General features: G+C 49.8%; 13 protein-coding genes and 2 pseudogenes. 4 read left to right on the top strand and 11 right to left on the bottom strand.

Going from position 1 to position 11,951, the window contains the following annotated elements:
- Window positions 1-35: 35 nt before the first annotated feature.
- Window positions 36-398: an RraA family protein gene (locus AC2JC8_RS08525; RefSeq protein WP_484401645.1), complete on the top strand. Its 363-nt coding sequence runs from the start codon at window positions 36-38 to the stop codon at window positions 396-398.
- A 1,019-nt stretch (window positions 399-1,417) separates the two neighbouring features.
- Here AC2JC8_RS08525 and AC2JC8_RS08520 read toward each other — a convergent pair.
- The 3 genes from AC2JC8_RS08520 to purM all read right to left on the bottom strand — a co-directional run bounded on the left by AC2JC8_RS08520 (window position 1,418) and on the right by purM (window position 3,792).
- Entirely contained in the window at window positions 1,418-1,906 is a 489-nt protein-coding gene (locus AC2JC8_RS08520; protein WP_484594530.1) for a hypothetical protein, read from the bottom strand.
- 188 nt (window positions 1,907-2,094) lie between these two features.
- Complete coding sequence (locus tag AC2JC8_RS08515) at window positions 2,095-2,685, bottom strand: histidine phosphotransferase (protein ID WP_484594529.1); 591 nt, start codon at window positions 2,683-2,685, stop codon at window positions 2,095-2,097.
- 72 nt (window positions 2,686-2,757) lie between these two features.
- Complete coding sequence (gene purM / locus AC2JC8_RS08510) at window positions 2,758-3,792, bottom strand: phosphoribosylformylglycinamidine cyclo-ligase (RefSeq protein ID WP_484594531.1); 1,035 nt, start codon at window positions 3,790-3,792, stop codon at window positions 2,758-2,760.
- A gap of 402 nt (window positions 3,793-4,194) precedes the next feature.
- On the opposite strand from purM, the gene AC2JC8_RS08505 reads away from it, so the two are divergent.
- Both AC2JC8_RS08505 and AC2JC8_RS08500 read left to right on the top strand, forming a co-directional pair.
- Entirely contained in the window at window positions 4,195-4,722 is a 528-nt protein-coding gene (locus AC2JC8_RS08505; protein ID WP_484594528.1) for a septal ring lytic transglycosylase RlpA family protein, read from the top strand.
- Window positions 4,723-4,728: 6 nt separating this feature from the next.
- A pseudogene (locus AC2JC8_RS08500) lies at window positions 4,729-6,293 on the top strand (bifunctional pantoate--beta-alanine ligase/(d)CMP kinase).
- Here AC2JC8_RS08500 and AC2JC8_RS08495 read toward each other — a convergent pair.
- From AC2JC8_RS08495 to AC2JC8_RS08460, 8 genes are all read right to left on the bottom strand, one after another.
- Window positions 6,286-6,942 (bottom strand): HEAT repeat domain-containing protein, encoded by a 657-nt coding sequence (locus AC2JC8_RS08495; RefSeq protein WP_484594527.1) that lies wholly within the window; start codon window positions 6,940-6,942, stop codon window positions 6,286-6,288. The pseudogene AC2JC8_RS08500 and the gene AC2JC8_RS08495 overlap by 8 nt on opposite strands.
- A complete protein-coding gene (locus AC2JC8_RS08490) occupies window positions 6,939-7,787 on the bottom strand; it encodes a HEAT repeat domain-containing protein (protein WP_484594526.1) in 849 nt (282 codons plus the stop codon). Before AC2JC8_RS08490 ends, AC2JC8_RS08495 begins: the two co-directional genes overlap by 4 nt.
- Window positions 7,788-7,878: 91 nt before the next feature.
- The gene (gene cpcA, locus AC2JC8_RS08485) at window positions 7,879-8,367 is read right to left on the bottom strand and encodes a phycocyanin subunit alpha (RefSeq protein WP_484594525.1); all 489 of its coding nucleotides are present in this window, start codon (window positions 8,365-8,367) and stop codon (window positions 7,879-7,881) included.
- A gap of 43 nt (window positions 8,368-8,410) precedes the next feature.
- A complete protein-coding gene (locus AC2JC8_RS08480) occupies window positions 8,411-8,929 on the bottom strand; it encodes a phycocyanin subunit beta (RefSeq protein ID WP_484594524.1) in 519 nt (172 codons plus the stop codon).
- A 153-nt stretch (window positions 8,930-9,082) separates the two neighbouring features.
- Window positions 9,083-9,856, bottom strand: coding sequence for a phycoerythrobilin:ferredoxin oxidoreductase (locus AC2JC8_RS08475; RefSeq protein ID WP_484594523.1), 774 nt, complete (start codon window positions 9,854-9,856; stop codon window positions 9,083-9,085).
- Window positions 9,849-10,562: a 15,16-dihydrobiliverdin:ferredoxin oxidoreductase gene (locus AC2JC8_RS08470; protein ID WP_484594522.1), complete on the bottom strand. Its 714-nt coding sequence runs from the start codon at window positions 10,560-10,562 to the stop codon at window positions 9,849-9,851. The genes AC2JC8_RS08475 and AC2JC8_RS08470 overlap by 8 nt, the downstream gene beginning before the upstream one ends.
- The gene (locus tag AC2JC8_RS08465) at window positions 10,562-11,161 is read right to left on the bottom strand and encodes a phycobiliprotein lyase (RefSeq protein WP_484594521.1); all 600 of its coding nucleotides are present in this window, start codon (window positions 11,159-11,161) and stop codon (window positions 10,562-10,564) included. Before AC2JC8_RS08465 ends, AC2JC8_RS08470 begins: the two co-directional genes overlap by 1 nt.
- A 2-nt stretch (window positions 11,162-11,163) precedes the next feature.
- Complete coding sequence (locus tag AC2JC8_RS08460) at window positions 11,164-11,379, bottom strand: hypothetical protein (RefSeq protein WP_295456455.1); 216 nt, start codon at window positions 11,377-11,379, stop codon at window positions 11,164-11,166.
- A gap of 276 nt (window positions 11,380-11,655) precedes the next feature.
- Between AC2JC8_RS08460 and cpeB the strand changes: the two are divergent.
- Window positions 11,656-11,951, top strand: a pseudogene (cpeB, locus tag AC2JC8_RS08455) (class 1 C-phycoerythrin subunit beta); the annotation flags it as partial.

Below are 11,951 nucleotides of genomic sequence, written 5' to 3'. Positions count from 1 at the left end.
TATTGGTTGGCTGGGCCAGGCCCGTCAAGGCTGATGTGGTTGACTCGCCGCCACCCCAACCGTATGACCGTGAGATCGCCTTCGTTGATTCACTCGAGCTTGACGATGTCGTTGTTGCAGACTGTTCAGAGTCCCCGGATGCTTTCTGGGGAGAGCTCTTCTCTTCGGCAGCTCTCGCCCGCGGTGCTCGAGGGGCGGTGATCAACGGTTCGATTCGAGACGTTCACCGAATCCAAGCCGCAGGCTTTCCCGTTCACAGTTCGAGCACTGCAGTGACTGACAGCCTCGGACGCCTGAGGATCCTCCACCAAGACGACCCCATCACTCTAGGCACCGTGAGTGTCTCATGCGGGGACTTGGTTGTCTCAGGCATCGACGGAACGGTAATTGTTCCATGAGCAATCGCCGCCGAAGTTATAAGGCTTGCCGTTGAAAAAGCCTCAATTGAGACTTCTGCCCTTCACATGTTGCAAAGTGGGTCGCTTTTGCGAGACGTGTGGGAAAAACACCACGTTTTGTAACTAGAGGAATGCAAGAACTAATGATGACAGCGCAACTAACGGCGGGAAACCTCCTGTTAAGGATGACAGACCAGGAATTCGAGGGCGCCTATGTCGCTCGCGTTTGGGACCCAGAAGTACAGGGGCCTTCAGTGGTTAAGAAGGCAGGATGGCCTTCCTTTCACCTATGAATACCTTTGGATGAGGTGCTCGCAATGAAGTAACAAAAGTAGGTGATAATACAACTTCTCCAGGCTGATATTGGCAGCCAAGTGCGCTCCACCACTATATATTTAGTTTATAAAGTAACGCTAATGGCTAGTGTCCTTATGAAATGATTCGTGTGATGTGAGTCAAACAAGCCGCTTGCCCCATCTCCTTATTTCATGCATAAGTAAAGGTTGCGATCTAATATCATCAAATAATCTTTTCTGATTTGGTTGAAATGATGCAGAAACTCCTCACATTCTTTCTATCTTTCTTTTTTATCGACTCCAAAAGGCTCCCAAAAACTCGTCTTGGATTCATTATTCAGCCAATAGTTGCTATAATAGCATTTTCGGCGGTATATTTTTTCTTGAATTCATTATTTCCTTCGTGTAAGGAAATGTTGACAACTAAAAATGAGTTTATTGAAATCTCGGAAAACAAAAAAGCGCTAAAAGTTGCTGCAGATATGAAAAAGGCAGGTTGCCCTTACTGAACTAATCATTCTATGCCCCAGTGCTTCTTCTCTTTTCTTGCCAGTAGGGTGATTGTGGTTGATGATCCCCCTTTAATAACAGCATGGGAATTCATCGTGATCGCTTTGCGCGCTTAACTTAAGCACCGCGTAGATCATCAGAAAACCTGCTAAGGCAACATGTCAAATTAAAAGATTTTGAAATCTAGCAAAACTCGTGAGCTGCCTTTAAATTTTAGAAACTGGCGTTTGCTTCCCAGCGTTGCCCTTGGATAGAGCGAGCTTTACAACTGATTGACTTTAGTTCCAATCTGCAGTTGCCCAATACAGGCCAAGCTTTTGGCATTTCTTCCGCTATGCCGTTGTTGTTGTATAAAACTTCACTGATACTGCTGAGGTCTAAATCGATTGGACCGGTGATCACACAACGGGTGTTTTTGCATTGCAAACTATTTTGACTGGTGCCAGCAAGGGTGAGTTGATTACTGGAATCAACTTGTTTGCCGCGGGCGATAAAACGCACGCTGATTACATCTTTTTGCAATTGATCCAGCACAACCCGGCTGCAGGGCCCCTGCGGTTGATCCTCTAAATTACGACTGCAATTGTTTGTTGAGATGGTGAGATTACCAATGTTTTCAAGTATTTTTTGCGCCGTAACCTCAGTTTGATAGGCGAAGGCAAAACCTGTTGTAAGCAGCACTAAACGAAGAGTTTTATTCATAGCTATATGTGTACTGAACCCATTCTGGTGATTTTAATAGCCGCTGTCGGCAACGCAGATACCTTGACAAGAAATGCCATTAGATGCTGTGCGGCCGCAATGGCCGCATAAAACCCTTTCAATCTCTTTACTGCTTTCAGGCGTTTCAATATCCGTATCGGTTGGAGCCGCTGGAGGTATGGCTTGGCTCAAAGCTCCTCGCTAAGCACCACCGGTAACACTGAAGGTGCTGGGGCATCGGCCGGATCATCGCTTTGTTCCGCCTCTGTGGGTTTGGTTTCGCAGGCGTTTAATGCCTCCTGCAGGATTGAATCAAAGGTTTGGCCAGGCAAGCGATGGCGAGCCACTTCAAGAAAAGCGCGGGCCAAGGATTCACCAGCGGCAGCGTGCAGCCTTGGATTTTCCCTGCGTCGAGCTTGCTCATGGGCAACTGAACGTAAAAAGCGATCAGTAACGTCGCGTTTTGTGCAAGCGCGAATCAAACCGTCATCACGGAGGCTGGCGCTACCGAGTTGTTCAAGTTCGGTAATGCGCCGTTGCAGGCTTTCAAATACCTCTTGAGCTTCTTTTTCAACGGTTTCAAGCTGCCCATCAGACATCTGAGGCAGATCTGCCACATAAACCTTGCCATGATCAGCAAGAGTTAAGTAGGTGGGTCTTGGTCCGCCGCGTTGCTGTTCAGCGCCAAAACGCTGGGGGCGATTTGGCGGAATTGGGCCAGCTGAACTGCGGCGACGGGTGATACGGGGCTGATTAAGAGACGCTTCGCTTGAAATCACTTCGGTTATTAGACCTGGTTAGCCAGGCGTTACTTGCAAGTTGATCTTTCAGTTTGACAGATCTCAGGTGCCCTAAGCCCCATTTGGTAATCCAGCCACCCCAGCTGGGCCGATTTCAACTTCACCCAGGGGCCATCCGGCCATGCCGAGGCTGCTGATTAGCTCTAGGCAAGGGGCAACTGCAACTTCAGGCAGCACCAATACAAAGCCCACTCCCAGATTGAAGGTGTGCCATAAATCCGCCTCTGGAATCTGCCCCAGTTGCTGAAGCCAACTGAATAAAGCTGGCCGCTGCCAGCTGTTCGGATCCACTAGGGCCCTTAATCCTTTCGGTAAGCAGCGGGGCAGGTTTTCGGGTAACCCCCCTCCGGTGATGTGAGCCATGGCATGGAGCGGTAATCCAGAAGCTCGTAAAGCTTTCACCAATGGTGCATATAAGAGTGTGGGCTCAAGCAAGGCATTGGCAGCAGTGGCACCAGCTAAGGCGTCCTGGGGGGCATGCAGATCAATGTGGTTATCGCTCAACACTCTCCTCACAAGGCTGAAGCCATTGCTGTGCACCCCGCTGCTGGCAATAGCTATCAAGCGATCACCTGCAACAACTTGTTTCCCATCAATTAGTTCGTCTTCTTCCACAACAGCTACGCAAAAGCCTGCGAGGTCGTAACGGCCGGCGGAATAGAACCCAGGCATTTCAGCGGTTTCACCGCCGAGTAAGGCGCAACCGCTGCGGCTGCAACCCTCTGCGATACCCAGCACCACTTCGGCCATTGCATCGGGGCTGAGCTTGCCGGTGGCGATGTAATCAAGAAAAAAGAGTGGTTCAGCGCCGCAGGTGATCACATCGTTTGCGCACATTGCAACCAAATCGATTCCCACCCCGTGGTGGCGACCACAGTCTTGAGCGAGCTCGAGTTTTGTACCCACGCCGTCGGTGCCTGCCACCAGAAGTGGCTTGCGCATACCTGAAGGAAGGCGACAAAGCCCACCAAAACCGCCCAGGCCGCCCACCACTTCAGGGCGGCGGGTGGCTTCAACGCTGCTGCGAATGCGATCAACAAAAGCCCTGCCGGCTTCAACATCCACCCCAGCGCTGCGGTAATCCATTGAAGCTCTCGATTTAATGAGCATGCTGGCTCAAGCTCCGCCCCAAAATCAATAAAATTTGGTAGACGATTTTGAGATTGGCACATGCTTTGATCAGTTCAGCTTATGGTGTTGATCGGATTTGCTGATACTTTCCCCCTTAATTCTGCCGCCAAAGTGTTTGCGATCAGGGCGATTAGCCGATTGATTGCATTTCCTAATCTAAAAATAAAGGGGCCTAGTGATTAAAAGCAGCTTTTTATTTGCTTTATATTCGATTCGTTGTTCAAATCATTAGGAACTGCAACGGGCATTTCGTTATTAAAAAAACTGTGTTTTTAATAACGAAATGCATTCCATTAAACCGTTGAGCTGGGTTGATCAAGGTCTCCCGGTTGCTGTTAGCAGCTTGTTTCGTTTGTTATGCAAAATCTTCAAGCTGCAAAGTTCCTGTTTCCAAGTGCCTTGCTTTGCATTGCCACTTCTGCCTCAACGGTTGCTCCAACTTTGGCCCAAGAGAACACGGAGCCCCTACAACAGCTCACTGCTCTTGCCGAAACCACAGCCCCAAGCTCCCTTGATCTTGAGCTTCCAGGCCTTGATTCGCCTTTGCCCCTAAAGCTCAAAGCTCCATCTGTGCGGATGTTCCCTCGGGTGCTTGCCTCAAGCCAAGGGGAAGCCAGCTGGTATGGCCCAGGTTTTTTTGGTAATCGCACCGCTAACGGCGAAGTTTTTAGGCCCGGCACCCTTACTGCCGCCCACCGCAGCCTGCCTTTTGGCACCAAGGTGAGGGTTACAAATCTGTGGAATGGTCGTTCCGCTGTAGTACGCATCAATGATCGCGGTCCTTTTCATGGCGCCCGGGTGATTGATCTTGCCCATGGAGCAGCCCACGAGCTCGGTTTGATTGTTTCTGGCATCGCAACGGTCAAGCTTGAGGTGTTGCAGTAACGCCTAATGGCTCAGATCCCTCTGCTCCTTTCGCTTCAAGATTTGGAGCAGTGGAAATCAGCCAGCACCGAGGCAATTAATTTCGTACCCACCATGGGCGGCTTACATGCCGGCCACGGTGGGCTTTTTAATGCAGCAGCACAACTCGAAACCAGGGTTTTGGTGAGTGTGTTCGTGAACCCGCTGCAATTTGGCCGCGGCGAGGATTTTGAGCGATATCCCCGCCAGCTTGAGGCGGATCTACAACTTGCGGCAAGCCATGGCGCCCATGCTCTTTGGGCGCCTCAAATCAATGATTTATACCCACGAGGAGAAGCGGGGCTAACTCAGGTGTTACCCGCACCTGAACTGGTGCAGCATCTCTGCGGCCCCCAGCGACCAACACATTTTCAAGGGGTTTGCACTGTGGTGGCCCGATTATTGGCTTTGGTTCAACCCAAGCGAATTTATTTAGGGGAAAAGGATTGGCAGCAGCTACAGGTGCTTAAGCGCATGGTGCTGGATTTGGGTTTGCCGGTGCAGGTGATGGCTTGCCCCACCCAAAGGGAAAAGGATGGCTTGCCTTTTAGTTCGAGGAATACCTACCTCACAGGCGAGCAACGCCAGCGAGCAGCTGCTTTGCCTAAGGCATTGGCTGAATTCAGCATTTGCCCAAACCCTGGCATTGCAGATGTGGTTCAAAATAAGGAAACACTTTTATTGCAGCTACGTTCTTGCTTAGAGGCCGCAGCTCTCCAGGTGGAATATTTGGAATTGGTAAATCCCCTCAGTTTGCAGCCCCTGCAGCTGTTGGAAACCCCCGCACTACTCGCTGCAGCTGTGCGTTGCGGCAGCACACGCTTAATTGATCACCGGATTTTATAACCAAGTTTTTCATGACCAATTCAGCGATCATTGCCATTGATGGCCCTGCCGGTGCAGGTAAAAGCACCGTTACCCGCCAGGTGGCCATGCGCTTGGGATTGGTTTATCTAGATACCGGTGCGATGTATCGAGCTGTTACCTGGCTGCTGCAAAGCCTTGATTTGCCAGTTCAGGAAAGCAAAGCACTGCAGCAGGCGTTATCAAGTCTTGAGCTGCGTTTAGAAGCCCAGCCGCAGGGGGATCAACTTGTGTGGGTGAATGGCAAAAACGTAACGGAGCAAATTCGTACCGCAGAAATAACAGCTGGCGTATCGGCGGTGGCAGCACTTCCCAGTGTGAGAAATGCCTTAACGGCTCAGCAACGGCGGCTTGGTGCCAGCGGCGGCTTAGTGGCAGAAGGGCGAGACATAGGCACTGCTGTATTTCCCAATGCGGAGCTCAAGGTTTATCTCACTGCCACGGTGGCAGAACGGGCCCGGCGCCGTAGTGCTGATTTGATCCAGCGGGGCTTACCACTACCTGATTTAAAGCAGCTTGAGCAGGAGATCAATACGAGGGATCAACTTGATTCCACAAGGGCGGTAGCCCCCCTCTGCAAAGCCGCTGATGCTTTGGAACTTGTTAGTGATGGCATGAGCATTGAGCAGGTGGTGCAGCAAATCGTTTGTTGGTATGAGGCAAAGCTGCTTCCCCCAGGCTTTAGCTAAAAGCAGCTAAGGCCTGGGCGGCCCGCAAACGCACCACTGGAACTTCTTCAATGGCTTCCTGGCTGCGAGCTTTCAATAGCAGTAAACAGGCTTGAGTAAAAGAGCTTGCGGAATTCCTGCCGAAATTTTCAAGCCCCACCACCGCGGCATAACGCACAATCCACTCCCCATCAGCGCAACCAAGCTTTAAGCCTGCAAGGCAAATTTCCATTGTTTCAAGCTTTTCTTCTGGCGAAAGCTCAGCCAGCTCTATGCGGCCAAGGCCCATGGCCGCAGCACATCGCACACTGGGGCCGATGTCTTGCTCTATTGCTCGTTGAAGCACCGCTAAACCGCGGTGGTCGCCGATTTGGGCAAGAGCTCGCACCGCCCAAGCCCTAGCACCGTAATTATGTTCATCAAGGTTGTTGAGGATGGCTTGCACTGCTGCTGTTTTGCAGGCAATCAAGCCGCCCACAGCAATTGCCGCAGCACCTGGATTATTGGTTGCGAGCAGGGTTATCAAACAATTGATCGCAGCTTGCTGATCGATGGAATTGAGTGGCAGTTGCGAACTAATTTTTGCTAGATCCAAACTTGCAGCCACAAGCGCCTCTGCAGAACAGGCTTGTTCCACAGCCAAAAGAAATCCATTGAGTTGTTGATTCACAAAAGCTGGTCCATTAATGCAAGCAGTTGCTTCTCTCGCTCACCAAGTTGAACAGGGCCGGGATTATCAGGCGAATCCTCCAATAACCCCCTAAGTGCATACAACTTCAAACTATTTTCTACTTGGCATGTTGCTATTTGTTCTGCGGCAGGCCTCCAGCCGCAGGCAGCAAGATCCAGCAGGGCTGCTCGACGCACCAACAATTGACTATTTTTTAAAAGTGCAACTATCCCTTCAGCCCATTTCGAATTACCACTGATCTGGAGCAGTGCCCTGCAGGCGGCACTCGCTACCACTGGCCGGTTGTGGTGTTGAAAACTTTCAAGGCTTTTTTGAAAATCTTGATCGGCTTTGAGGCCATTCATAACGCAAATCTGCCCAATTGCTTCTAGCAATGCTTCACAAGGTTCGCCCAAATGCAGGCTATTTCCCACCGGTTCCCCGGCCCCACGCAGTTGTAAATGTGCCACTAGAGCACTTAAGGCTTGCTTATCTCCAAGTTCACCTAGGGATCGGGCTGCTGCTTCCCGCAGGCTGTGATCAGGATGATCAAGGGCTTTTATTAAATCTGCTACAGCAACTTTTGCTTTCAATTTGCCAAGCGCGCGAGCGGCATTTCTAGCAACACCAACTTTCTCATTTATTAAATCGTCTGGTTCTTGAGGAGCGCTTAAAACTCTTGTTAAAGCTGATAAAAGAAGGGGAACAGCGCTTGGATGTTTAGAGCGCATTCTCCCTAGCCACCAAGCTCCATAGTATTGAGCGCTGAAATCAACTTGCTGTGTGAGCCTTTGCAATGCCTCGATTTCGTTGATCGGTTCGCCAGATGAAATCTTGTTATCCATTTAGCGCAACATCGCTGATATTTAGTTTAAAGGCACAAAAAAGCCCCCCCTCATGTAGAGGGGGGGCTAAAACTAACAGATAACCTGAAATTCAGGTGAGAGCATTGATTGCATAATCAATGTAATTGTTAGCATCATTAGCAGCATCACCAGATAGGCCATGATTTGCCTTCATGTACCTAAGAGCTTCTACATACCAAGAAGGTGAAAGCTCAAAGGTGCGGTTGATCTCATCAATGCCAGCAATTAAGTAGTCGTCCATAGGGCCGGTGCCACCTGCCACGAGGCAGTAGGTAACCATGCGCAGGTAGTAACCAATGTCGCGGGAACATTTGGCTTTCCCTTCGGGCGTAGCCGCATAATTAGGGCCTTGCATTTGAGTGGTGTAAGGAAATTTCGTATACACCGCTTGCGCTGCGCCATTTACAAGGCTATCTGCTTTGGCAGTGAGAGCCTTTGCAGCTTCAAGGCTTGATTTGGCGCGGTTGAAACGGCCAAAGGCGGCTTGGATCTCGGTGCTGCTTAGAAACCGACCTTGGGAATCGGCTGCAGAAACTGCCTCTGTGAGGGGTGTTTTCATCGGATGATTTGGTGGGAAAAGTTAAAAAGTTAAGGCGGCTGCTTTAAGCAACAGCGGCTGCAGCGCGATCAAAGTAAGTGCCAATTTCACTTACAAGAGCGGCGCAATCACCACTTGTGATGCCACTGCGATCATTGGTAATGGCGATGGCCGATTGCTTCATGAGATTTACGCCAGCTGCCACCGATGAACCTGGTGTGCCAAGGGCTAGATAGGTTTCGCGCAAGCCATTTAGGCAGCGATCCTCTAATACCGAAGCATCGCCGGCGAAAATTGCATAAGTGACATAGCGGAGAATGATTTCCATGTCGCGTAGGCAAGCGGCCATGCGGCGGCTGGTGTAGGCGTTGCCTCCTGGCGCGATCAATGCGGGCTGTTCAGCAAACAACTGACGGGCTGCGCTAGCCACGATGGTTGATGCGTTGCTGGTGATGCGATTAACGGCATCCAGACGCTTATTGCTGTCAGAAACCATCTTCGCGAGAGCATCGATCTCACCAGGATTTATGAATTGACCCCGGGCGTCTGCCTGGGCGAGAACCCTCGTGAAGGCGTCGAACATTGTGAAAACTCCTTGGGATTGCTGCTGGTGGGTACCACAATTTTATTCTGGCTAATAACTTCACTATCCCCTCGGCCTGTTCACAATGTTTAACGACAAATATTGAGAGGCGATCTGAATCGGTTCAATTACGGGTTTGGAACATATTTTCGATCAATTGCTCCGAAGATCGAACAAAACGTCATGAATGTAGCTTTCGGTCCATTCGGCTCCATGGAATCGCGTAAGCATTCCCCTAGCGGGATCTTTTAAGGCCCGATAAGTGGAATAACGCAATTGCCCTGCTAAAAGTTCACTGGCGCGGAGAGCATCTACAGGTGTTGCTGCATCTACAAATTCCAAATAAAGATTTAAATAATTCTTAAAAGCTGGCATAACAGCCTCCTTGATTAATTCGTCTCCCTCTGGGCCCAATGGAATTCGCGTCCAGAGAAAACCTGGCGAAAAGAAGGGTTCAGCCTCCGCTGGAATCGGTCCGCCACTGGGAAGTTTTTTGCTGCACTCTTGATGCAAAGGTAGAAGCTTTTCCCAAACTAATTGTGTATGCAACGCATCGTTTTTAAGCGCTGGTTGGAGATCCAGGGCTAGCAAATGGCCATTTGGCAGAGTAACTAAATCCGCACCAAAAAATGGTAGATCATAATTACAACTCGGATTAATTACAAAATTAAGAACTGAAGCAGCTTCTCCCCCTTCAACGCAAGCGGCACGCACCTGGCGCAACTTATTCGTTTTGCAGCCCCAAGTGGCTGTTGTTACATTGAATGGCCTAGTTGTAGAGCCGCCACTATCTGATTGCCAAAGAAATCTCTCTGGTATGGGATATGGCTGTGGTTCAAATCTTGCTAGCGCTTCCACAGCATGGTTTAAAAAAGGCTGCCAGCGCCAGCTGGGCAGTATTACGGGTTCAAGGCTGGAGCTACGCATTTTGGTTGTCGCCTGCAGGGAAAAGGAATTCGTGTAAAAACTTATCTGCCCATTCCTTGCCGAAATGGCTTTTAAAAAGGCCGTGGGCAGGATCGCGTTCTGCGCTGTAGATATCGTATGCAATTTGCAACTGCCGCACTTCTGTTGCAGGGATAAGCGATTGGGTTGCGCTGCTCTGTTGATGCAAGGCCCAGTAGCAGTTCAAAAATGCATTGAAAGCTTTGGGTAGAGATAAAGATGCTTCCTCCTTACCTCCACGGCAGAAAAGTAACCAAGGTGAAAAATATTGGTGTGGATCAAAAGAGCGCATCGCCTCTTCTCCGCTTAATTCAGGAAAATTGCTATGCAGCTGTTGCAATCCCTGAAAATGGCGTTCAAAGTAAGTTTCGTCTTGAATTAGTGGTTGAAAATCAAGTACAGCAACCAACTTCGAACGGGCTCCAAACCAGAGCAAATCAATCCCCATAAGCGGCATATCGCGGCTGTATTCCGGATAGGCAACAGCATTTAGAACCTGGAGAGAATCGCCAGCATCAAGCCGGGTAACGCGCCAGCGCCTAAAGCCCGGCACAGCCCATAGCCAGTTTTTGATAACGCTTTTACCGTTGCTGGAATGGCATTCCTCTAGATCACTAGAAAGCGGCAGTGGCTCTGAGCCAGCTGCTTTGAGTTTTTCTTGGAGTTCATCCAAAAAAGGGTCGAACATCAATTTTTGCCAGCTAGAGCGAGTAATTGAGCCTTGGCAGCAGTTGCTTTAATTGCTTCCTCGCTGTTACAACGCAGCTCGGTGCAATAGGTGGTCATGGAAACGCCATCTAGAAATTGCACTGAGCTCACCCGCATACGCACCTGATCAGTAACAAACCAACAGCGTTCGATACCCACGTTTGTGTCGTATCTAGTGGTGATGGAAAGCACCCCATCATCACTGAAGTTGTAAGCGCTCATCACAGCCGCCTTTTCCACATAACCTTTATCCCTCAATAGAAATCCTTTACGGCTATCACCTTGTTGCGGTACATCAATTAGTACTGCGGCATTCTCTGGATCTTGTGAGCCTTGGTTGAGATTGCCTTCCCACCAAAATCTGGCACCACCGGAAGCGCTTGCTGGATCAACTCCGAGGGAAGTACAAATCTTGTTCACACTGGGGTCTTCCCGATCAAAAGGTTCAATTATCAGATTTGAATCGCCAGCTTCATCATCTTGGTAATCAAGATGGTGCACTGCTCTACGGGCGAGCCAAGTGCCTCGGCTAGCTGCAAAAAAAGCCACCATGGTTAGGGGGGTGTTGGTTGCCTCCATTGCTATGCGAGCTGCCCTTGAAGCTGAATCAAGATCTCTTCTATGCGTTGCAATTCAGGGTGATCAGCGATCGAGGCCTCCACTTTTGCTTTGGGTAAGCGCAGTTTTTGGCCAAGGGTTAAAACATCATTGCGCAGGCGATCGCGGTAGGCACTGAGTTCCTGAATGGTTTCCTCTAATTCAGAAACATTGGGGTCAACTGCAGATGATTCAGCCATTTTTATTTTTGGCGAATTTTTTAAAGCCTACACAGTGGCTATAAATCTAAATAAAAAACGAAATTCAGGCTCAAAAGCCAAAACCCTGGAGTTTTGATGACGAACCTTTACGTGATTGCCCGCTTTTGCAAGTGCAGTGGTGAAAGACGGCTTACTGTTCAGGGATGCCCGGCAGAGGTTGAAAAACTTCTGTTTAACGCATCAATAGTACTGCTGATTTAATCAGGTTTTCCTGGCTTTTCGGTAGATTTTATCCACCCCTAGTCCTGCTTTCTCATGCTCGACGCTTTTTCTCGCGCTGTTGTAAGCGCAGATGCCAAAACTGCCACTCTCGGCACAGCTGAAATTGCTTCACTGCGTAATTATGTTGCCGAAGGCAACAAGCGCCTTGACGCCGTTAATGCCATCACCAGCAATGCTTCTTGCATCGTGTCTGATGCTGTAACCGGCATGATCTGCGAAAACACAGGCCTGATTCAGGCTGGTGGTAACTGCTACCCCAACCGTCGTATGGCAGCTTGCCTGCGCGATGGCGAAATCGTGCTTCGCTACATCAGCTATGCATTACTCGC

The organism is Synechococcus sp. (assembly GCF_982614295.1).
The sequence above is the reverse complement of the archived record's forward strand: the minus strand, read 5'-3'. Positions and strand labels throughout refer to the sequence as shown.